Source organism: Pseudoalteromonas peptidolytica (assembly GCF_012641745.1).
Taxonomy (GTDB): Bacteria; Pseudomonadota; Gammaproteobacteria; order Enterobacterales; family Alteromonadaceae; genus Pseudoalteromonas; species Pseudoalteromonas peptidolytica.
Genome location: NZ_WEHZ01000004.1, coordinates 130,526 through 154,184, shown reverse-complemented (window position 1 = coordinate 154,184; position 23,659 = coordinate 130,526). Strand labels below are relative to the sequence as shown.

At 42.6% G+C, this 23,659-nt stretch carries 15 protein-coding genes and 1 tRNA gene; 2 read left to right on the top strand and 14 right to left on the bottom strand.

The annotated features are described in order from the left end of the window. Window positions 1–42: 42 nt before the first annotated feature. The 3 genes from F9Y84_RS04235 to F9Y84_RS04225 all read right to left on the bottom strand — a co-directional run bounded on the left by F9Y84_RS04235 (window position 43) and on the right by F9Y84_RS04225 (window position 4,432). Window positions 43–2,721, bottom strand: a complete 2,679-nt coding sequence (locus F9Y84_RS04235; protein ID WP_147389421.1) for an SLBB domain-containing protein — start codon at window positions 2,719–2,721, stop codon at window positions 43–45. A gap of 85 nt (window positions 2,722–2,806) precedes the next feature. Further along, a complete protein-coding gene (locus F9Y84_RS04230; protein ID WP_147389422.1) occupies window positions 2,807–3,598 on the bottom strand; it encodes a DUF481 domain-containing protein in 792 nt (263 codons plus the stop codon). 15 nt (window positions 3,599–3,613) lie between these two features. Next, entirely contained in the window at window positions 3,614–4,432 is an 819-nt protein-coding gene (locus F9Y84_RS04225) for a mechanosensitive ion channel family protein (RefSeq protein WP_125251078.1), read from the bottom strand. A 408-nt stretch (window positions 4,433–4,840) separates the two neighbouring features. Between F9Y84_RS04225 and F9Y84_RS04220 the strand changes: the two genes are divergently transcribed. Continuing rightward, a tRNA-His gene (locus tag F9Y84_RS04220) sits at window positions 4,841–4,916 on the top strand. Between the two features lie 526 nt (window positions 4,917–5,442). Here F9Y84_RS04220 and nagP read toward each other — a convergent pair. The 5 genes from nagP to secA form a co-directional block, all read right to left on the bottom strand. Continuing rightward, the gene (gene nagP, locus F9Y84_RS04215) at window positions 5,443–6,732 is read right to left on the bottom strand and encodes an N-acetylglucosamine MFS transporter NagP (RefSeq protein WP_373865580.1); all 1,290 of its coding nucleotides are present in this window, start codon (window positions 6,730–6,732) and stop codon (window positions 5,443–5,445) included. Window positions 6,733–7,114: 382 nt separating this feature from the next. Beyond that, the gene (locus F9Y84_RS04205) at window positions 7,115–9,706 is read right to left on the bottom strand and encodes a family 20 glycosylhydrolase (protein WP_147389424.1); all 2,592 of its coding nucleotides are present in this window, start codon (window positions 9,704–9,706) and stop codon (window positions 7,115–7,117) included. Window positions 9,707–9,984: 278 nt separating this feature from the next. Further along, window positions 9,985–12,048 (bottom strand): M13 family metallopeptidase, encoded by a 2,064-nt coding sequence (locus tag F9Y84_RS04200; RefSeq protein ID WP_147389425.1) that lies wholly within the window; start codon window positions 12,046–12,048, stop codon window positions 9,985–9,987. Between the two features lie 106 nt (window positions 12,049–12,154). Beyond that, the gene (gene mutT, locus F9Y84_RS04195) at window positions 12,155–12,556 is read right to left on the bottom strand and encodes an 8-oxo-dGTP diphosphatase MutT (RefSeq protein ID WP_147389426.1); all 402 of its coding nucleotides are present in this window, start codon (window positions 12,554–12,556) and stop codon (window positions 12,155–12,157) included. Between the two features lie 226 nt (window positions 12,557–12,782). Then, on the bottom strand, window positions 12,783–15,491 hold the full coding sequence (gene secA, locus F9Y84_RS04190) for a preprotein translocase subunit SecA (RefSeq protein ID WP_125251073.1): 2,709 nt from the start codon (window positions 15,489–15,491) through the stop codon (window positions 12,783–12,785). 1,006 nt (window positions 15,492–16,497) lie between these two features. Between secA and F9Y84_RS04185 the strand changes: the two genes are divergently transcribed. Next, window positions 16,498–16,983, top strand: coding sequence for a DUF721 domain-containing protein (locus F9Y84_RS04185; protein ID WP_192503271.1), 486 nt, complete (start codon window positions 16,498–16,500; stop codon window positions 16,981–16,983). Window positions 16,984–17,023: 40 nt separating this feature from the next. On the opposite strand, the gene lpxC is transcribed toward F9Y84_RS04185, so the two are convergent. The 6 genes from lpxC to murC all read right to left on the bottom strand — a co-directional run bounded on the left by lpxC (window position 17,024) and on the right by murC (window position 23,653). Further along, window positions 17,024–17,947, bottom strand: coding sequence for a UDP-3-O-acyl-N-acetylglucosamine deacetylase (lpxC, locus tag F9Y84_RS04180; RefSeq protein ID WP_010368639.1), 924 nt, complete (start codon window positions 17,945–17,947; stop codon window positions 17,024–17,026). A gap of 88 nt (window positions 17,948–18,035) precedes the next feature. Then, window positions 18,036–19,274, bottom strand: a complete 1,239-nt coding sequence (ftsZ, locus tag F9Y84_RS04175) for a cell division protein FtsZ (RefSeq protein ID WP_128731097.1) — start codon at window positions 19,272–19,274, stop codon at window positions 18,036–18,038. 21 nt (window positions 19,275–19,295) lie between these two features. Continuing rightward, window positions 19,296–20,528 carry a cell division protein FtsA gene (gene ftsA / locus F9Y84_RS04170; RefSeq protein WP_125251070.1) on the bottom strand — a complete coding sequence of 411 codons (1,233 nt, stop codon included), beginning with the start codon at window positions 20,526–20,528 and terminating at the stop codon, window positions 19,296–19,298. After that, window positions 20,525–21,310, bottom strand: a complete 786-nt coding sequence (locus F9Y84_RS04165) for a cell division protein FtsQ/DivIB (protein ID WP_147389045.1) — start codon at window positions 21,308–21,310, stop codon at window positions 20,525–20,527. The genes ftsA and F9Y84_RS04165 overlap by 4 nt, the downstream gene beginning before the upstream one ends. A gap of 1 nt (window position 21,311) precedes the next feature. Continuing rightward, a complete protein-coding gene (locus F9Y84_RS04160) occupies window positions 21,312–22,223 on the bottom strand; it encodes a D-alanine--D-alanine ligase (RefSeq protein ID WP_147389044.1) in 912 nt (303 codons plus the stop codon). Further along, window positions 22,220–23,653 (bottom strand): UDP-N-acetylmuramate--L-alanine ligase, encoded by a 1,434-nt coding sequence (murC, locus tag F9Y84_RS04155; protein WP_125251067.1) that lies wholly within the window; start codon window positions 23,651–23,653, stop codon window positions 22,220–22,222. The genes F9Y84_RS04160 and murC overlap by 4 nt, the downstream gene beginning before the upstream one ends. Window positions 23,654–23,659 lie beyond the last annotated feature (6 nt).

The window sequence follows — 23,659 nt, the reverse complement described above, 5'->3', positions numbered from 1 at the left end:
CAAGTTTCCCGTACCCTTTTTGTGTTAGATTTCTATGACGTATTAGTCTTTATTCAATGTTGCCAGCGATGCTGCCGCAAGACCTATTTGTGACAATATTTGAGTCGCTGTACTCCAGAGCGTCAATTGATCCATATGCTGCGCGTCTAGTGGCACGACGATGGTATCACCTGGAGCTAATTGGTTGGCGTAATTGCTCACCGCAAACCATGAACCTGAACCTGGTAGAACTACCGACCCGTTAGCTTTTATAATGTAAATACGCTCATCGTCAGCCTTCTGTTTTAGACCACCGCTGGCTTTGATATAGTCATCAACCGATTTACCCGCATCGAATAAGTGTGTCGCGGCAAGATTGACCTCTCCGATAACACTCACTGAATCTTGCATCGCTGGAATATACAGCGCATCGCCATCTTCTAGTTGAATCGTTTTTGTCGCGCGTTTATCTAAATCAATAACAAGACGCCCCAGTGCTTCAACCTTAGATAAATCACGTAAAATCTTATCCATATCTTCATAAGGCATCGAAGTATTTGCTGTCGCACTTTTTTGGAAGGTATTCGTAATGATATCGCGTCTAAGCTCTTGTGTTAGGCGTTGAATTTGCGAGGTTTCTTTACGCTTAATTGATTCACGAGTGAAAATTGCCGCATCCTTATGGGCAAACTCACTAAGTCCTCCAACTCTGGTAAGTAGGCTTTCCAGCGTCTCTCCGCGCTTGATGGTATAAATACCAGGAAACCTGACCTCACCCACAACTTTTACTTGCAATCTATCCTGCCAATTTGGTCGCGGGAAGATATTGACTGTATCTTTACTCGTTAGTGCCTGCGTGGGGCTTGTTAGTTCATCTAAGCCGTTAAATTGAATATGCTCAACTTGTTTACCATCGTTATATACAACGCGGGTCAACTCAACTTGCTCAAGGTATGCTGCTTCAAGAAAGCCACCGGCTGCCTGTACTGCTTTTTGGAAGTTCGCTTGCTTAGCAAGAGGATAAACGCCTGGGAATTTAACTTGCCCATTAACAGCAAATAACTTTGCAGGCTCAGTTGGCGTTGCTTGCCTTTGTAACTTAGCAACGATAGGCGCAAGAAGTTTTTGACGGCTAAATACTGCATAGTCATCTTCTTCAATTTCTTCCGGCTCTTCAAAAAGAGCCCCTATGCTGGTGATGAGTTTGACTTCTTCCTCTTCTAATTCAAAAAGCTCATCGTCTTTCAATCCAATGTACTTTAAGAACTCGTCACGCTCAAATTGCTCCCACAGTTTGACATTTTCACGCAGCTTCAATTGCTCTTTATTGTAAGCTAAATCGTCTAATAGCTGCTCTTCTTCTTCTTTCAATTGATAACGGCTAAAAACAACAATCGTGTCGTTGGAAGACAGTGCAATGTCACCGGATTTACCATCAAAAATATCTTGTAATGAGAACTGTAAGATGTCGATGTCACCTTTGAAGTTTACTTCACGGATGATAAGTGAATAACCAAAGTCTGCTATCGATAGTAAGTCTTCACGTGGTGCGCTAAATACGTCTTTTAACGTCTTACCTTGGTGCCACTCATAGTGTCCTGGACTCGTTACCGCACCCACTACAGTGACGGTATTTTGAAACCGTGTGGAAGCCGCATTTACGGAAATCTCATCACCATTTTGCGGCTTGTAACTGGTATTCTGAGTAAAATTATAGTTAAGCGTAATGCGTTTACCATCACCGTTGTAGCGTGAAACTACCACTTTTGATTTATTTGCATTCGCTTTAAAACCGCCAGACATTGCTAAGACACTGTCAAGTGAGTCAGAATCTTTAAGCTCAAAAATAGCTTGGCGATTTACTTCACCTTTAACTTTGATTTTTTTCGCAGCCGGTGGAATAAATACAACATCACCAGGTTTTAGTACAACATCATCTGAGCTGTCGCCAAACAATAATAAGTCATATAGATCAAAAGTAGTAACAAGCTCGCCAGCTCTTTTTACTTGAATTTTTCTTAATGAGCCATTATCACTCACCCCACCAGACACAAACAACGCATGCGTCACAGTGGCAAGAGGAGATACCGTATAGCTACCTGGTTTGTATGCTTCACCAACAACCATGATACGCATAGGGTTTAGCTCACCCATAGAAACAAAGGCTTGTACTCCAATCATTTCTTCTGCGATTTTTTTTGAGATCAGTGCTTTTAGCTCTTTGAATGACAGTCCAATCACATGGATAGGACTTAAATTTGGGATAGCGAGGCGACCTTCTCTGTCAATTTGGACTTCATGCTCTTCATTGGTTTTACCATACAGATTGATCTTCACCATATCACCTATACCTAACAAATAAGTGTCAGGTATCGCTGCCAATTCTGATGGCATGAAGGTCGTTGGCTCTCCTGCAAAAAGCTCATAACCAAAAGGTTTTAACTCTTCTAATTTTGGCTTGTACTTGTCTTCCTCTGTCTCTTCCTCCAGCAAATCTTTTTGATCACGAGGTCGAATTGAGGAATCTTTCTCCTCATCTTTTTTATCACCTTTAGTATTCCCGTCTAAGGTGTTCAAATCTATACCGTAACGTTTCGCAAGCGCTTCCTGCTGCGCTTTTGGAAGCTTTTTAAACTGCTCAATTTGCTGTTTACTCGGTGTAATCGCAACGGTTTGATGCGAGATAAGTATAAATACTGAGAGAAATAATATTCTGAAGAACTTCACTGAAATCTCTTCCATTATGGATTTTTGTTAAACTTTGAGCATTCTACCGAAGTTTAAAAGAATTAAAAGGGCACTGAGGTACCCTTTGGCAAGATACTTGTTAGAAACTGTAAACCAACGTAAGTGAGGTTTCAGTGTCTGTATTTTCTTTTTCGTCTGCTACGTCAGAGTTATGAATAATGTTATAAGCCACTTTCATCTGCAGCGAGCCGTTGATTTTAGTTAATAGTGCGGTCTCTGACGTTGTTTTGGTGTTTGTGTCACCGTATTCTATCGCGATCAGCTGAGTAAAACGTGCGTTGTCAGAAATTTGCCATTGATAGTCTAGTTTACCAACACCGATAAACTCACTCTCAGATGTACCAGCTAATAGCTCGCCATTATCGCCTAGCTCTTTACTATCATCTTGGTGCTCAAAACGCTTAACACCAGGACCAATTTCAGCATTTAAGTACATATCATCATTTTCAAATAAACGCTGGCCATAACCCACAGAAGCCACAGCTTCACTGCGATACGCGCCAAAGTAGTCAGATACGTAAGAGCCAAATACAAATAAATGACTGTGATCTTCATTTAACTTGTAGTTACCTTGTACCGAAGCCGAATACTTTTCGTTAGTGCGTGATGTGATATCTTCACCGGCATCATTTTCGCGTGTGTCTTCTTTATAGAAGCCATCCAGCTTGTATTCATTATGCCAATTTGTGAGGTTATGCTTTGCTTTTATGCCACCCTTTAGTGTGGTTGTTTCAGTATTACCACTGGTTATGATCGCACCTACCTCACTTGTTACATCCCAAACTTTCTTTGGCTTTTTCGCTTTTCCTTCTGCCGCTGCTGTTGTGCTAACAGCCATAAGAATACAACAGGTTAAAACCTTTACTTTCATTTCAAACTAACCTTTTTACTGATCTTTGTGTAGGTGAACATCCATTTGCGGGAATGGAATCGTGATATTCGCGTCGTCTAGTGCAATTTTTATATTTTCTACTAGGGTGAAATAAGTTGGCCAGTACTCTTGCGTTTCAACCCAAGGTCTCACCACAAAGTTAACGCTTGAATCTGCCAGTTCTAGAACTGCAACAGTGTACGCCGGCTCTTTTAGGATCCTTGGTTCGTTGTCGAGTACGGATTTTAATACTGCTTTTGCTTCTCTAAGGTCGGCATCGTAACCAACCCCTATCACCAAATCAATGCGACGCGTTTTTTCACGCGAGTAGTTAACAATGGCACCAGACATAATCGACGAGTTTGGCATCACAATTACTTTGTTATCTGGTGTACGTAACTCTGTCGAAAAGATCTCTATCTTTTGTACACTACCGGCCTTACCGCCTGCTTCAATATAGTCACCAGACTTGAAAGGGCGTAGCATGATGATCAATACGCCTGATGCAAAATTAGATAAAGAGCCTTGTAGTGCAAGGCCCACAGCAAGACCTGCGGCACCCAAAATTGCGATAAATGAAGTGGTTTCTATGCCAACTTGAGACAGCGCCATCAGAAGTGTTGCAGCAAACACTATTGCATATGCTATGTTAGCAACAAAAGAGCCAACCGCTTTGTCGACATTGCGTTTACTAAATGCTTTGATTGTGAGCTTCGCACTGAGTTTGGCAAGCTTCAAACCAATAAAAAAGATAATTAGCGCAATCACACCTTGAAGTGCGTAGTGCAAGATTAAGTCTGAGTTTTCGTTAACCCAATTCCAGATAGCTTCCATCCCCATTCCTCTTGTTATTTGTGTTACGCAGTAGTAGTTTGTATCGACTGAATACTTGTTGCTCTGATGGTTTGACGCTAACTGCGTCAACCCCTTCTTGTCTAGAACAAATTTCCCCCCCCACTGAAGCGCTATAAGTACAGCAGCGTCAGCTCCACGCCAAAACGGAGCCATCGATGATAGCAATGAGTTAGATTACTTCTTATCTAAGCCTCATGTGAGTCTGGTCAATTAGAAATATTATTAGATCGTCCGGATCATACATAGGATATATGAATATTTGCTGTATGCAGAATTTTTATGCAAAAAAATCTTTTTCTCCGTTTTTTTGCATATTTCGCTTTGCTTTTTTTAAAAACTTATGTATTATGCGCGCCACACCAAACGAGGTGTTCAATTCTTTTTGTGGCGGCTGTAGCTCAGTTGGTAGAGCCCTGGATTGTGATTCCGGTTGTCGTGGGTTCGAGCCCCATCAGTCGCCCCATTCTTTCCTGCATCATAGAATTTCTTACCTTATTAGTGCTCAATTCATCCTAATCAAACTGTTTTTTACGCCATTTGCTGCTGTTGACTAAATTGTCTGGCTGAGTTGAAAAAACGATTGGTTTTAGCTTGCCGACCACACTGCTTTCACACTTTAAAAAACATCGATATCCAATTATCTTAATTAAGTGGTCTACTTTGAAGCGACAGAATCTTGTCGATAACTCCGCTACCGCGTCCCGCTCTCTCTAAGGTACCTACGCTCTGTAGGCAAGGCGAATATACGTGCTAATAGCTGGCTGCTAGAAAGGTATTAATTATCCAAAGCTCAGGTTATTCAGTTGTTCTAAATAAGAAATTTTTAACACGGTTAGCATCAGATTTACTCCTTCAAATTAAGCAAGTAGTAAGTCTATTGGTATAACCACATGGCCTGATAGGTATAGAAATAAAAAATGCCACCTTATTCAGGTGGCATCACACACGGGATTATTTCTACATACATAGAAATGCTTTACGTTATTTTGCTACGCCTTCTTTCTGAGCTTATGGCCCTTTACAGCATAGAAAATAATGAATAAGTAACAAGGCAGCATTACAAGGTGCGCTATTTGCTGCGACTCTACTGTACCAGACGTACCTTTAGCTAAACCTAAGAATACAGGGCCAAATGCACCACCGGCAATTCCCATAACCAATAACCCTGAGCCTACACTGGTTAGCTTGCCAAGTCCAGATAATGCGAGAGGCCAAATTGCAGGCCACATAATGGCATTAGCCAAGCCGAGTATTGCAACCATTAATAGAATATCAGGTAACGCTGACAAACCAAGTAGGTTTGAGATAATGAACGAGTCGGGGCTACCAAATGAAATTGCCAGTGTCAGTAATACACCAAGAATAGCAGAAGCGGTTAGAGCCTTTTCTTGAGAGATCACTCTTGGGATTAATAAAATACCTAATATGTAACCGGCAACCATACATGCCATGGTATAAGAAGTCATGACGCTATACTTCTCAACTCCAAGCGCTAGTGCGAACGAGCCAATCGTGTCTCCTGCAATTACCTCAACCGCAACGTATAAAAACAGCGCAATGACGCCAAGTTTTAGGTTCGGGTGCTGTAATGCTTCTTTTACTGAACCGTGCTCTTCCTCACCTTCCTTCTCAAGCTCTGGCAGTGGCGCAAACTTGATGCCTAAAGCAAATATGCCAATAAAAACAGCTAAACCAAGGTAAGGGCCAACTAAGCCATTCGCCATCGCGTCGATGTCGGCCTGAGTTAAGTCTTTACCTGCCATATCCGTAAAATTACTTAACACTAAGGCTGTAAACACCAATGGTGCAACCACACCTGCTCCTTTGTTCAAAATACCCATGATGCTCACTCGCACCGCAGCTGATTCTTCAGGGCCAATACGAACCACATATGGGTTTACCGCAGTTTGCAATAATGTTTGACCAATTCCCATGGTGAACTGTGCAAATAAAAATAGTGCAAACATCTGTGTTTTTGCAGCTGGAATATAAAGTAACGCGGCACACATCATCATTGCAATGGCGATAGCCATACCGTTTTTATAGCCGACCTTTCTGATAACGAGTGCTGAAGGCACGGCAGTAAACGTGACCGCAATATAGAAAGAAAATAGGATAAATGAAGATTGGAATGGAGTGAGTTTCAACACTTGTTCCAAATATGGCATCAAAGACCCGTTGAGCCAAGTCACAAAGCCAAGAATAAAAAACATGGCGGCGACTATCGCCATCGGGATAGCATTACTTCGTTTTGTTGTATTCGACACGGTAGCTTCCATAAACATTACTCATCGTTTATTGTTCGTTTGGCTTTTGCCTTTTTATTTTTGCTTTTACAGTCTTTCTTTTACAAAAATGACAGCGCTGACATTTAACTTTACGTTAAAATTTGTTTCATTTCCAGATAGATTTTGAGCAAGGCGCTCAGCTACATCCAGCTTTTTGTATATAGAAGGCTGCGCTTCACTCTTTTTGCTTCTTTAACTGTGCGTTAAAGCAGTTAAAAACACATTATACATTTCACCACTGCGCTACAAACGTGACGAGTCTACATCCATATAGACTGGCTAAAAAGTTTATATTCAATTGTTCTAATTGAATATTTTTATCGTGTTTGTAGCTGCGCGCCAACCCAAACAGCGCGCAGTGGTTCAAAGTAATTTAATTTAATCCCGTAACGCGGCTGACATTTTTGTCACCCATGCGTGTTCTGAGTAGCACTTTACTTTTATCCGCGATACTCATCTGTCCAGTATATTGTTGCCAAGACTCGCCATTATCCAAACTCACCTCGATAGGAAGAAAAGGAAATGCACTGTTAGCTTTCAGCTTTCCAAGTACCACTTTGGCACCTGGCACAGGTAGGTTTGGATTAACCCCATCATTTTGCAACTTAGCAATTTCTTTCAGTGATAGTGCCGCTGCAAATAATGAAAAGTCTTTGTCTAACTCCGCTTTATCTATTTTGCGCCCTTCCCAATCGGCTTTATGCCATGAACGCTCGGCAACTGAGAGTATACGCGGGAAGATTAACCGCAACACTTGCTCTTCAGTACGGATTGTTTCACTCCATATCTGTCCTTGCATCCCAATTATATTTTGTGGTTTTTTCAACGGTGGTAGCGCTCGACCAACCAATGCTTCTAAGTTTTCAATCGGCTCTCTGTTTCGGGTAAAGTCAGCATTTGCATAAACATTGTCCGGCATATAAGAGAAAGACTTTTTAGTATCGGTATAACGAGTCGCCCAATAATAACCACGTTCTTGCGGATGTGCTTCATACGGATGATCAAAGTACAAATGAGTGCCATGAGATAAAATAACTTGATAGTTATTGTTGGCAAAGCGATGCGCGCGATCTGCAACCCCCCACTCCCAAATATTATCCCATGTATTTACTAAAAACTGTGGATTCGGAAATTCATCTCGCTTGAACGTTGTCGTGGTATTATACATGAGGCCATCTTCCCATGCGCCCGGTGTTATCCCTCTTTTAGCAAGTAATTTTGCAACTCGCTGCGTGAAGTAAGGCTTAAGATCGTTAGGCCCGGCAACACCATTATCTGCTTTTGCAAATAACGCATCACAAGCTGGTGACTGTGTCCAAGACCCCTTACCGACTTCATCTCCACCAAAGTGCACCGTATTTAAGATAGTCCCAGCTTCACGGTACATATCTTGTAGCTCATATACAACTTTCTCCATAAAAGCGTAGCTTGAGTCTAAACACACATTAATTGAGTTATCTTTATAAAGCTGTACCGTTAGATATTCAGATTTATCATCAATATCTGTCAACAAATAAGCTTTTGCTTCGTCACTTTTACCTGCGGCCATTAACTTATGGTAGCGTGCTTCCATAGACTTAATAGCTGCCCGAGCATGTCCTGGGCTTTCAATTTCCGGGATGATCTCAATATGACGTGCTTTGGCAAATTTAAGTAACTCTACAAAATCTTCACGAGAAAGGTAACCATTACCCGTTCCAGATTTAAAAGGACCAGTGCCCAACTGCGTTAGTAAGCATTCACGTTCTTCTAGATCAAAACAGCGATACGCTCCAACTTGAGTCAGCTCAGGAAGATCTGGAATTTCTAAGCGCCACCCTTCATCATCAGAAAAGTGCCAGTGGAACTTGTTCAGCTTATAGCGTGCCATTTGTTCAACTAACTTAAATAGCGCCTCTTTACCGTGATAGTTACGAGCATTATCATAGTGCATACCACGCCAGTCGAAGCGAGGAGAGTCTTTAATCTCCACATGAGACAAAGTCACTTCATTTTTGCTTCCAGCAGGAAAGAGCGCGAGCAGGCTTTGGATACCATAAAACACACCCGCGTTATCAATTCCGACAATTTCTATGACATCATCGTCTATTTCTAGGGTGTATGAGCCAGCTTTCTTGTAGTCATAGTCTCGACCTAAGCTTTTAGCAACTTTCAAGCGAATAGTTGGTAAGTTACCTTCAGAGATATGATTTGGCTCAGCCTTTAGGTTGAGGCCGTATTCCGACAAGTCCTCTTGAAAGACTTCAACCTCAGACTTTAGCCGTCCAGCATAACGGATTTGCCAATCGCTATTTAAGGTAATCTCACCGCGATTAAAATCAATAAATTCTGGTTTGGGAATGATACGTTTAAGCGCATCAGCTTTTGCTACGTCAACATTACTTTGATTACGTTCATAGCGTAATTCAGCTGTGGCTATTTTGGTGTAGTCGGTTGGTGTGTTGTATCTTTTAAGCTGGTTTTCACGTTCAAATGGCGCAACAAACTGGGTCATGTCTTCAGTATCTGTGTTAGCAAATATCACTGGTTTATTACTACCAGACACCATAAAAGCACGCGGCATAAAATCACTGTATGCAGCAACCCATGCACTACCATCGAATAAAAGCTGTAGTTTTTCGCCTGATTTTAATCCTGCAAATGATGCTGTCGGTGTTATACGGTGAAGATCGCCATTAATATGTTCAAATCGTAATCCGTTTGAAGACTCGGTTGAAATATGACGTACAGAGTGGATATAAATTTGCCAGTCACTTTGCCCTTTAGGTAGATCCACTTTTGAATTATTAGTCAATGTAATAGAGCCACTGAACCCCTCAGCTCCGTTGCTGAAATTATTTTCTACGGCAAATTCAAAATGTGTGTCAGTTGCAAACTGCGTGAGTTGCTGTTGAGTCAATGATGCTTGTGTATAGAACGCGCACCCAGCAATCATCGCCCCAAGCAAAGTCGTTTTTATTTTCATCTTTTGCTCCCAGTCTTCATGTCCAATTCAATATGAACAGCATTTAATCACTTATTGTTCCCAAACATCATATAAAAGTTAAAATGACAGCGCTATCATTATTTTTTAATCTCTTTATGCTAAGCAAATGTAAGCTACTCGCTTTTGTCACAAAGGCAATCTTATTTTTGTAGGTAGGGTGTTGTTCTACTGAGGTTATTTGAAGAGTTAAAGCGTAATGAGAAGAGCGGATTTACTCTTTGCACTGAGTAAACCCGCCATAATAGATGTGTGCGAAATTACCAGATCTTTACTCTGTCTTCTGGCTTCAGGTACATCTTATCACCTTCTTTCACATCAAACGCCTGATAAAATTCAGGCATATTTGGTAATACACCAATGACTCGATAGTGACTTGGCGAATGCGGATCTGTCATTAGACGATTACGCAGCTCTTCATCACGGTATTTACGGCGCCAGATCTGTGACCATCCCATAAAGAACCGCTGCTCACCCGTATAGCCATCAATAACAGGCGCTTTGTTGCCAGCTAAAGAAATCTGATAGGCTTTGTAAGCTACCGTTAATCCACCTAAATCACCAATATTTTCACCAAGCGTCAGCTGGCCATTTACCGCTGCATCCTCAAATGGTTTAAAGCTATTGAACTGCTCAACTAATTTTTGACTACGCGTTTCAAACTGAGCTAAGTCAGACTCACTCCACCAGTTTCTAAGGTTACCATCGCCATCATATTTAGCGCCTTGGTCATCAAAGCCATGACCTAACTCATGGCCGATAACCGCACCAATTGCGCCGTAATTTACAGCATCATCAGCTTCTAGATTAAAAAATGGCGGTTGTAAAATGGCCGCAGGGAATACGATCTCGTTGTTTACTGGGTTATAGTAAGCATTGACCGTTTGTGGCGTCATAAACCATTCACCACGATCAACAGGCTTGCCTAACTTGTCAATCATCTCCTGATTAGCAAACTCACTATAACGAACATAGTTTCCTACTAAGTCATCTGGGCTAATGTCTAGTGCCGAGTAGTCTTTCCATTTGTCTGGGTAACCAATCTTAGGAGTAAACTTATTGAGCTTCTCTTTTGCTGCGACTTTGGTTTCTGAACTCATCCACTCAAGGCCGTCAATAGCTTGGTCAAAACCTTTGATCAGGTTGGCTACCAACTCTTCCATTCGTGCTTTAGCTTCAGGTGGGAAGTAAGACTTAACGTAAATCTTTCCAAGCATTTCACCAAGTACTGAATTACTCGCATCAACGGCTTTTTTCCATGTTGGTGCTTGTGCTTCAACGCCACGTAACGTCTTACCAAAGAAACCAAACTTAAGATCAACCACATCTTTGCTCAATAGCTCTGCGTAGTCATTGGTAAAGTGGAAAGCAAAATAGTCTTGCCACACCTCTAAATCGGTACTTGCAATTATTTTAGATAATGACTCAAAAAAGCTCGGTTGACTGACGATCAATGAGTCCGTTTTGATCCCTAATGCACGTAAAAATGCTGCGGCATCAAAATCTGGCATTGATTTGTTAAAAGCTTCAACGGTTAATTTATTATAGGTTTTGGTTGCATCCCGACTTTCTACACGCGTCCACTGTGCTTCAGCAATTTGCTTCTCTAGCTCTAGAATATTTAACGCGGCTAGCGCTGGGTTTTTATGCCCAGTTTTGGCCATGAGCTGCTCTATATATAGCTGATATTGCTCACGGATCTTAGTGAATTTTTCATCATCTTTTAGGTAGTAGTCACGATCTGGCAAGCCTAAACCCGACTGGAACATGTATAGGGCATTTTCACTTGAGTTTTTGGCATCATTATTTACGTACCAACCAAAAGGAGTATGTGCGCCAGTTAAACGCATTTTAGCAAAGATAGTTGGCAGTTCTGACTTACTTTTCAGCGCTTGGATCTCACTAAGATAAGGCTTGATAGGCGTTAGCCCCAGCTCATTTCTTGCACCCTCATCCATATAACTTTGATAAAACGCACCCAACTTTTGCTCGTCTGATCCCGCTTTTGCAGTGCTATTATTGGCTGCTTCTTCGAGTACTTTGCGCAATGCCTTTTGGGAGTCATCGTACAGTTGCGTGAATGAGCCATAGTTGGATTTGTCTGCTGGAATAATCGTATTTTCGAGCCAATGTCCATTCACATGATAGTAAAAGTCGTCTTGAGGACGAACTGATTTATCTATATTACTAAGTTCAATACCCGAGCTTAGCATAACTTCTTGTGTCTTAGGCTGCTCAACTTGTTGTGTTTGCGGTTGTTCGCTACAACCAATCAACCCCAGTGCAAGCGCAACACTTGCAGCGGTCAATGATAATTTTTTCATGTAAATTCCCCTGATAGAGTTTCGTCGTATGACGACCATACACTAGTCTACTGATGCTCCATATGGATGACTATAATTCAAGCTTGGTATTTAGTAACAAAGTTTGTCACTCTTTTTGTGCCGCTTGTAACCGTTCCACAATGGCTTTATTTGCCGCTGGGAAGTCTAACTCGTGTAAGTTCGAAATCGCTACCCATTGTGATGGTTGCCCCTCAGCGCCATGTGCTTCTCCTGCGAACTCAGTAACTATATGAATATGTAAGCACACCGCTTTATCAGGATAATCGTGCTCTATCCTCATCAACTCAGTAGAGCTGTGTATATCAATCCCGATTTCCTCTTTTAACTCACGTTTTAAGGCAGAGAATACGTCTTCTTCAGCTTCAACTTTACCGCCAGGAAATTCCCACAGCCCACCTTGGTGTTGATCTTTGCTGCGCAAGCAAACAAAGATTTTTTGGTTTTTTTCAATTACCCCAACAGCAACTTCTACTCGTTTTTTTTCCATGATTTTCCTCATAAAAAAAGCGACTGTTCGTCGCTTTTTTAAAGTTATACCAATTTTCTTAATAAAGTGGTCTATTTTGAGGTGAGAAAATCTTGTCGATAACAAGGCAAAAATTTTGCTATTTAGTTGTTCTAAATAAGAAATTTTTAACGCTGTTAGCGTCAGATTTACTCCTTCAAATTGAGCAAGTATTAAGTCAAATTGGTATTAAATAATGATTATTCAATTATTTTAGCTTGCCACAACACTGCTTATATTTCTTGCCAGACTGACAAGGACATGGCTCATTACGGCCCACTTTTGGTTCAGTGCGGTCGCTCACTACAGCGCCCTGTGGTGCTTCACCACCTACGCGCTCAACTTCTTCGTGTTGATATTCGCGTGGTGCTTGCTCACTCTTACGATGTTGCTCTTCAACTTTCTCAACATCTTCCTCTGCACGAACCTGTACTTTGCTCAGAACACCTACAACGTCAATCTTCAAATTCTCAAGCATTTGTGAGAACAGCTCAAACGATTCACGCTTATATTCCTGCTTTGGATTTTTCTGCGCGTAGCCACGTAAGTGGATACCTTGGCGCAGATGATCCATCGCCGCTAAGTGATCTTTCCAGTGCTGATCTAGACTCTGTAACATCACTGCTTTTTCGAAATGACGTAGTACATCCTCACCCACCATCTGCTCTTTTTGCTTGTAGGCGTTATCTACTTCTTCAATAATGCGCTCACGAAGTACTTCTTCGTAAAGCTTGGTATCCTCTTCAAGCCATTTCGCAATCGGAAGCTCAACATGGAAATCGTTTTTCAAACGCTCTTCCAACGCTGGAACATCCCACATTTCAGCTAGGCTCTGTGGTGGAATGTATTGATCGATAGTCGCATTCAATACGTCTTCACGAATAGCGGTGATAGTTTCAGAGATATTACCTTCTTCGAGTAGCTCATTACGCTGCTCATAAACTACTTTACGTTGGTCGTTTGCCACATCATCATATTCAAGTAGTTGTTTACGAATATCAAAGTTGCGTGCTTCAACTTTACGCTGTGCATTTTCAATAGCGCGGTTCACCCATGGATGCTCAATAGCCTCACCACGTTGCATGCCTAGTTTGCGCATCATGTTAGTCATGCGTTCACCAGCAAAAATACGCATTAACGCATCATCCATTGATAAGTAGAAGCGGCTTGAACCAGCATCACCTTGACGACCAGCACGACCACGTAACTGGTTATCAATACGACGAGATTCATGGCGTTCTGTACCAATGATGTGCAAACCACCTGACGCGAGTACAGCATCATGGCGAGTTTTCCATTCCTGTTTAATTTGAGCAATTTGCTCTTCAGACGGATTTTCAAGTTTTTCAACATCCGACTGCCAGCTACCACCAAGCACAATGTCAGTACCACGACCCGCCATATTTGTTGCGATAGTCACTTTTCCTGGCAAACCTGCATCTGCAATGATATCAGCTTCTTGCGCATGGAATTTAGCATTCAGTACGTTGTGTTCGATTTTTTCTTTACGTAAGAAGTGAGAAAGGTATTCAGAACTTTCGATTGATACTGTACCAACGAGTACAGGTTGGCCACGTTCTTGGCAGCCTCGAATATCTTCAAGAATAGCTTCAAACTTCTCTTCTTGAGTTAAGTAGACTAAATCTGCACGGTCATCTCGCACCATAGGTTTATTGGTTGGGATAACAACAGTATCTAGACCATAAATTGATTGGAACTCAAATGCTTCCGTATCCGCCGTACCTGTCATACCTGCAAGCTTGTTGTAAAGGCGGAAATAGTTCTGGAAAGTGATTGAAGCCAACGTTTGGTTTTCATTTTGAATTCGAACGCCTTCTTTTGCTTCAACAGCCTGATGTAAACCTTCAGACCAACGACGCCCTTCCATCGTACGACCTGTATGTTCATCAACGATGATAACTTCGTTGTCTTTAACAACGTAATCAACATCTTTTTGGTACAGTTTGTGAGCGCGAAGCGCAGCATAAACATGACTTAACAATGAAATGTTGCCAGCAGAATAGAGCGAATCACCTTCTTCAATTAGATTACGCTCAGTAAGTAGCTCTTCGACCTTAACTTGACCACGTTCAGTTAAATGAACTTGTTTGCCTTTCTCATCAATAGTGAAGTCGCCATCACCTTCAACGCCTTCTTCATCTTCTTTTTCTTGCTGCACAAGTTCAGGAACGATTTTATTGATTTCAGCATATAATTCTGAGCTATCTTCAGCTGGGCCTGAAATAATAAGAGGTGTACGCGCTTCATCGATAAGGATTGAATCCACCTCATCCACAACAGCATAGTTCAGAGGACGTTGAACACGTTCTTCAACGCTAAATGCCATGTTATCGCGCAGGTAGTCAAAGCCAAACTCGTTGTTTGTCCCATAAGTAATATCAGCGCCATAGGCCTGCTTTTTCTGTTGCGGCATCATACCTGGTACGTTACAGCCAACAGTCAACCCTAAAAATTCAAATAGTGGGCGGTTGGTTTCAGCATCACGTTTCGCTAGATAATCATTCACCGTGATCACGTGTACGCCTTTACCAGAGAGTGCATTCAAATATGCAGGTAGCGTCGCAGTTAATGTTTTACCTTCACCCGTTCTCATTTCTGAAATGCGACCTTGGTGCAACACCATACCACCTATCATTTGCACATCGAAATGACGCATTCCAAATACGCGCTTAGATGCTTCTCGCACCGTAGCGAACGCCTCTGGTAATAAGTCATCTAAACTTAATCCCTGCTCAACACGCTGTTTGAATTCAGCGGTTTTGGCTTTTAATTCGTCATCGCTTAATTTGGTATACTGCTCTTCTAAGGCATTGATTAAGGCGACTGTTTTTCTTAAGTTTTTGATGGTGCGATCATTACGACTACCAAAAATTTTGGTAAAAATATTAGCTAACATGTTTGAACCGATTCACTCTGTGTATTGGCTGACCCATACTTCTAAGCCAGTGTTATTAAGACTGGGTCGCGCTTGTCCTGCTGGCGACAAAAGCGTTCCTAAATTCAAGTTGCTAGATTGCCAATTTAGGAGTGAGCATTTGTGCATTGCCGAATTAAAATTATGCCCTATCATACCAGACTCTTTGCTTCTGCAAACCTTATTGAGCAAATAATACCGGCCTTAATTGCAAGAAATCTTTACTGTTAGGCGTAAGGTTACCATTGCACGTTATCAAGTTTTATTGACACATCACTCTAAAGCGCCTCATCGATTTGGTTTGACTGGTCATATAACCTGAGCAACGGATAATAAGTACCTTTCGCACAGCCAGTTTTTCACACAAATTGACCAAGCGCACGGCTGATGATAGCTAACACTATCTTGCTCAATACTTGTTCAATTTAGGGTGTAAACTGACAGAAGCTCACTTTATCCATGCAGATAACATGACGAAAGAGGGTAAATAGCCTGGGCTTCAGATAATTAATACCTTTCTAGCAGCCGTTTTCGACGCTAGACAATGAGATAAATTAAGCTTTGCCTTAACAGCAAGTTAGGGCACGCCTTATCAAACCCTCAGGGTAAATACGCTAGATGAGTTTTTTAAGAAATAAGTTATACCAATTTGACTTAATACCTGCTCGATTTGAAGGAGCAAATCTGACGCTAACAGCGTTAAAAATTTCTTATTTAGAACAACTAAATAGCAAATTTTTTGCCTAGTTATCGACAAGATTTTGTTGCCTCAAAATAGACCTCTTAATTAAGAAAATTGGTATTAACTCGCTTATTTCTCAAATCCCAGATTTGTATTCACACAAATATTAGTACTTATGGATTTCTCAATATCGAGTCTCTGTTATAATTCAAAGAGACTAAGAAACGACAAATACGATACGTCATGTACCTGTGCTTGTTGATATGGCGGTTATTTTTTATTTTTCAACCTACGGGAAGTAAGTCATTGGCTAAAAATCGCTACAATCCAAAGCCATTGGATGAAGTTATGGGTGGGTGGTCTGATAAACTCAATCAGTATGGCCAAAAAAGTGCGCAGGCCGCACAATTACAAACTTGCTTAGCCGAGACGCTCGGACCTATTTTGAGTAAGAAGTGTCGAGTCGCGCATTATCGAGAAGGCACACTCACAATAGAGGCCGCTTCAGCGACCCTAGCCACACGCCTCAACTTTTTAAAAATGGATATACTTAGCGCTTTTCGAAAGGCGGGTGTTCATGACTGCGCTTTAGTGAAAATCACAACAAACCCTGAGGCACAACAGCGGCTAAACAATACTGTTGAGTCACCATCCACAGCTTACAAAGCTAACCGTAACATGAGCCAAGCAACTGGCGAGCAACTGCTGGCATTAGCAGAGTCGGCACCACCTTCATTGAAGGCCAAGCTAGAAAAATTAGCCAAACACGCAACCGCAGCGCAAAAAAAATGACGCCTCAGCGTCATTTTTTTATTGATACCAATTAAGATTTTTAAGCAGTTGCAGTATTGATACCAGCTTCCATACCTGGTGCAGGCATGCTGACCGGCTCTTCAAAGGTTGCCCACTCCCATGCTGATTCTGTCGCCATAATCTCGCGCAGTAACATGTTGTTAAGGCCGTGACCTGATTTGTAGCATGAAATTTTTCCTAGAATGTTGTGGCCCGCCATAAACATGTCGCCAACACAGTCTAAAATTTTGTGCTTTACAAATTCGTCCGCATAACGAAGCCCATCAGGATTCAATACTTTAAACTGATCCAGCACCACTGCGTTATCCATGCTGCCACCTAATGCAAGATTATTAGCGTGCATGTACTCAATGTCTCGCATGAAACCAAAAGTACGCGCTCGGCTGATCTCTTCAGTGAAGCTTTGTGCAGTGATGTCTAAACCAATACGTTGGCGGCTCGCATTTATTGCAGGATGGTTGAAGTCAATTTCAAAGTCGATATGAAAGCCGTCGTAAGGCTCTATTTCAGCCCATTTGTCGCCGTCTTCAACACGCACCTTCTCTTTAATGCGAATAAAACGCTTAGCAGCATTTTGTTCTTCAATACCGCCTTTCTGAATTAAGTAGATAAATGGCAATGCACTGCCATCCATAATCGGCACTTCAGCGCTATCTAATTCAACAATTAGATTATCAATCCCAAGTGCAGCTACCGCAGCAATTAAATGCTCAGTAGTAGACAAGCGAACACCGTCTTTATTCGTTAAACACGTACACAGTTGCGTGTCGCCCACAGCTTCTGGCGTTGTTTCAAAGTCAACAACTGGGTCTAGATCAACGCGGCGAAATACAACACCTGTATTCACACCAGCTGGTCGGAGAGTGATCGTGACCTTTTCACCTTTGTGTAAACCTACACCTGTGGCTTTTACGACTTGTGCAATCGTACGTTGTTTAATCATATATTCGCCCACTTAAATTTCAGATAGGCGGCGGAGTATAACATAGTTCCGCCAAACTGCCAATCTCTGTTTAATTTTTATACCAACTTTAGTCTGACTGCTTACGCAAGAAAGCAGGAATATCGAAGTAGTCGCCTTTTTCCTTACTATCATTGCTCGCATTTGTGGCCGGCTTCGGTGCTGCTTTTTGCTCTTGCACTTGAGGAGCTGGCGCTTCAGCTGGCTGTTCAGGCTCAGCTGATGACGTTTGTGGCTGTGTAAAACTTGGTACATACATGCTAGTTTGTGAGCTTGATTGTGCTCCACCTACCGCATCCGAACCTGACGCTTGCTTGAAACCATTGTCTACAATACCAAACTGAGGACGACGATCTCCACCCAAGCCAGTAGCTACGACGGTAACTCTTAGCTCTTCGCTCATTTCAGGGTCAATTACCGCACCAACCACAACTGTCGCATTTTCTGACGCCAGTGCTTTGACATGATTACCGACGACCTCAAACTCCTCGATAGTGATATCCATACCCGCAGTAATATTTACCAAGATACCTTTTGCGCCAGTTAAATCAACATCTTCGAGTAAAGGGCTAGAAATTGCAGCTTCAGCAGCTTCTTGCGCTCTGTCTGGGCCTGTTGCTGATGCAGTTCCCATCATAGCTGTCCCCATTGCTGACATCACCGTTCTTACATCTGCAAAGTCAACGTTGATTAGACCTGAACGGGTGATCAGCTCTGCGATCCCCTGAACTGCGCCATAGAGTACATCATTCGCTTTAGCAAACGCATCTAGCAGTGTAGTCCCTTTACCAAGAACTTTAAGCAGTTTGTTGTTCGGAATTGTAATAAGTGAATCTACAATTTCTGACAACTCGGCAATCCCCTGCTCTGCTGCCGCCATACGCTTTTTGCCCTCTAGGTCAAATGGGCGCGTAACTACAGCGACAGTCAAAATACCTAATTCTTTTGCCGCGCGAGCAACCACAGGTGCAGCACCAGTACCTGTACCACCACCCATACCTGCGGCAATAAAGACCATATCGGCGCCTTCTAGACTACTTTTTATAGTCTCAAGGTCTTCTTCCGCTGCGCTTTTACCCACTTCAGGGTTTGCGCCAGCACCTAAGCCCGAAGTAATTTGTGTACCAAGCTGTACCGTAACATCCGCAGATGAACGGCGTAGCGCTTGTGCATCAGTATTCGCAACAATAAAACGAACACCTTCAATTTCTTGATTCACCATGTGTTCTACGGCGTTACCACCACCGCCACCAACACCGATGACTTTAATGACAGCTTCTTCGCTGTGCTGTTCCATAATATCAAACATCTTCACTCTCCGACTTGAGTATTAAAACTCGCCTTGGAACCATTTTGTAACACGGTTCCACCAACTCCCCTCTACATCTGCTTTCGACTTCTGTGCATTCATCGATTGCAGCGATCGACCATATTGTAATAGGCCAACGGCTGTTGCATATGCAGGGTCATCCACATAATCAGTTAATCCTTTAATACCAATCGGTTTACCTATTCTGACTGGCATTTGGAATATATCTTCAGCTACTTCTTGTGCTCCTTGCATCTTGGCGCTACCGCCGGTGAGCACAAGGCCAGCCGCAATTTGGTCTTCAAACCCAGAACGACGAATTTCGTCTTGCGCTAATTCAAATAGCTCTCTGAATCTAGGCTCTACTACTTCAGATAATGTATGACGCGACATTATCCGTGCAGGTCGCCCACCCACACTTGGTACTTCTATGGTTTCTTCACTTGAGGCCATTTGGCTTGCGGCATACGCATATTGTACTTTCAGAGACTCGGCATGCGAAATAGGTGTTCTAAATATTTTTGCAATATCTCCCGTCACTTGATTTCCAGCAACAGGAATAACCGCGGTATGACGCAATGCACCATTAACATAAATTGCAATATCCATGGTGCCACCACCGATATCTAATACTGCAACACCCAGTTCTTTTTCATCTTCCGTCAGTACCGAGTAGCACGACGCCAGTGCATTAAACGTCAACTGATCAACTTGTAGACCGCAGCGTTCAACACACTTTTCGATGTTTTTAGCCATATCATTCGAGCATGTAATAATATGAGCTTTTGCCTCCATTCGAACACCGCTCATGCCTAGTGGGTTTTTAATTCCCTCTTGCATATCGATGCTATATTCCTGTGGCAATGAATGCAGCATTTTGCGCTCAGCAGACATAGGCACAGAGCGTGCAATATGGATAACATTGGCAATATCATCATCCGTCACTTCCGCGTTGTTAATTGCGACCACACCGCTTTCATTTTGACATTGAATGTGTTTGCCAGAAATCCCCAAATATACCGAGCTAATTCGACAATCTGCCATTAGCTCAGCTTCATCTACGGCACGTTTGATGGATTCAGAAACAAGGTCTAAGTCATTCACTCCGCCTTTGTCCATTCCGTGAGAATCTTGGCGCCCAACACCGACAATACTAAGTTGATTGTCCACAGTGATTTCCCCAACCGTGGCGACGACCTTTGATGTGCCCACATCCAATCCAATCACTAAGTTTCTTTCTGCCGACTTCGTCATGCTTCACTCTTGTTATTTTGTTGTTCTTTCTGCTCAATGGGTTCTTTCCAACTCACTGCCAGTCCCGTGTCGTATCTTAAATCAATCACGTCTATCACTTTGCCTTCAGGGCGCTCCATGCGAGGATATACATCTATAAAACGTTGTACTCGTTTGGCTTTATCTTCTCGTCCCAAATTCAAGCGGATGCCGTTATCTAGCCATAATTGCCAAGCAAAACGTTCAGAAAGCGCGAGGCTCTCCAACCTAAACTGGTTCACGGCCAATAAAGCTTTAAACTGCTTAAATGTGTGCCAAGCTTCCTCAGCACTGCCTTCAGGGCCATATAACTCCGGTAGCCCTTCTGGTAATTTGTTGCTTATCGCTTGAAATACTTCACCATCACTATTGAGTAATAAGTCGCTATTCCAATGTGCAACGGGTTTATGCTCCACCACATATACTTGCAGTGTATCCGGCCATTGTTTTCTAACCGATACCGTGGCAATCCATGGAAGCGACTTTACGGCCTCATGCACCGCTTTTACATCCAATTTAAAGAAACTCGTTAAGTCGGTCGTTTTTATCGCCGTTACAATGTCATCTTCATTGGTAAAATAAGGCTTACCAAGTACTTTTAGCGTTTTTATCTGTGCATCATGATGCACGACTAACCAATCGCTTACCCAGTATGTACCTCGTATCAATGTAAAAATAACAGCAAAGAAAAAGCCCAGTCCCCAGAACAGGGGCCAGTTCACTTTGGAACTGATAAGCTTTGCCTTCACCAAAAATGCTCGCATCTTAAAGGGTTTGCTCCAAAATGCGAACAACTAATTGCTCAAAACTTACACCCGTTGCTTTTGCAGCCATAGGCACGAGAGACTTTTCTGTCATGCCGGGAACGGTATTGACTTCCAATAAATAGAAATGCCCCTGCTCATCTTGCATTGCGTCAACTCGCCCCCACCCCGTCGCGCCAACCAATTCAAACGCGTGTTTTGCCATCACCTGTAATTGTTCAGTATGCGCTGCGCTAATCTCTGCAGGGCAATAGTATTGAGTGCTATTAACTTGGTACTTAGCTTCGTAATCGTAAAACCCACGTGGGGTACGCATTTCAATAACAGGGAGCGCATCTTTACCTAGCATGGACACCGTAAATTCGCGACCTGTGATCCATTGCTCTACTAAAACTTGGTCGTCAAATTTGAAGGCGTTATTTAGTGCTCCAGTGAGGCTTTCTTCACTATCGGCTTGTGCCATACCAATACTAGAGCCTTCGTGGCTCGGCTTGACCATGACTTTACCAAATTGTGCTATGAGTGCCTTAGCATCAAATCCCGTTTCTTTGCTCACGACAGCGTAAGGTGCAGTGCTGAGCTTTGCCGACTGAAATAAGTGCTTACAGCGAACTTTATCCATCGCAAGCGCGCTGCCTAATACACCGCTACCTGTATATGGGATCCCCATAAACTCAAGAGCGCCCTGAATCGTGCCATCTTCGCCACCACGACCGTGTAGCGCAATGAATACGCGTTCCACACCGAGTTCTTTCAGTTCCCATAAATTACGCTCTGCTGGGTCAAAAGCAATTGCGTCAACACCTTGGCTAACAAAAGCATTTAATACCGCATTACCAGACTTAAGCGAAACTTCTCGCTCAGCCGAACTGCCACCAAGTAATACTGCTACTTTACCAAACTGACTACTCATAACTTACTCTGTTTTAATTGCTCTATTGATAGCCCTGTTGCGGCTAGCTGTTTTACGATTTGGCCAATATTACCAGCTCCTTGCGTTAACACTAAATCTCCATCTTGTAGCGTGGTTGCTAATACTTGCGCAAGTTCAGCATGATCGCTGATATGGATAGGCTCTACGCCACGTTGACGTAAGCTACGGCACAAACTTTTACTATCTGCACCAACAATTGGTGTTTCACCAGCACTGTAAACATCCAACAGCAGTAACTTATCAGCATCACATAGTACTTTTACGAAATCTTCATATAGGTCTCTTGTGCGGCTATAGCGATGAGGCTGATAGATCATCACAAGGCGCTTATCTGGCCAGCCAGCTTTTGCAGCTTGGATGGTCATAGCGACTTCAGAGGGATGATGTCCGTAGTCATCAACTAACATCACTTCTCCAACTTCGTTTTTAAATGCACCATAATGTTGGAAGCGACGGCCAACGCCTTCAAAGCTCGCTAATGCTTGATAAATCGCATCATTTTCAATGTTGTGATCTTTAGCAACAGCTATCGATGCCACAGCATTGAGAGCATTGTGCTTACCTGGCATATTGAGTGTAACCTCAAGCACCTCACCTTCTTTTGTTTTTACTTTAAAGTGTGATTCACTCTGTGTTTGTGTGAAATCAAATAACTGATAGTCAGCGTCCGCCGCTTCGCCATAAGTAATAGTGGGTCTTGCAAAGCGAGGTAGTAGCTCTTTTGCTACAGGGGAGTCAATACAAACAACCGCTAAACCGTAAAACGGTAAATTATGGATAAACTCTATGTAGGTGTCTTTCATTTTTTCAAAGTCACCGTCATAAGTATCCATATGATCTGCTTCGATATTTGTAACTACAGATACCATTGGCTGCAAGTGTAAAAACGACGCATCGCTTTCATCTGCTTCCGCAATAAGGTACTCACTGCTACCTACTTTGGCGTTGCTACCAGCACTATTTAATAGACCGCCAATGATAAAAGTAGGATCTAACTGTGCCTTGGCAAAAATACTCGCAATCAAGCTTGTTGTTGTCGTTTTGCCATGCGTTCCAGCTACTGCTATACCGTGGCGAAAGCGCATCAGTTCGGCAAGCATTTCTGCACGTCGAACAATCGGTGTTCGATTGGCAAGCGCAGCTTGGATCTCTGGGTTTTGCTCATTAATTGCGCTAGACACTACAACCACATCTGCGGTTTTTACATTATCGGCATGGTGGCCTATGAAAACCTCAGCGCCCATTTTGCTTAAACGCTCAGTCATTGCACTGTTAGCAATATCTGAACCTGTGATACGGTAACCTTCAAAGGCCAGCACTTCGGCAATACCACCCATACCAGCACCACCAATTCCAATAAAGTGGATGGTGTTGATACGTCGCATTGCTCTTCTGCTTGAAGCTTCCATTTACAT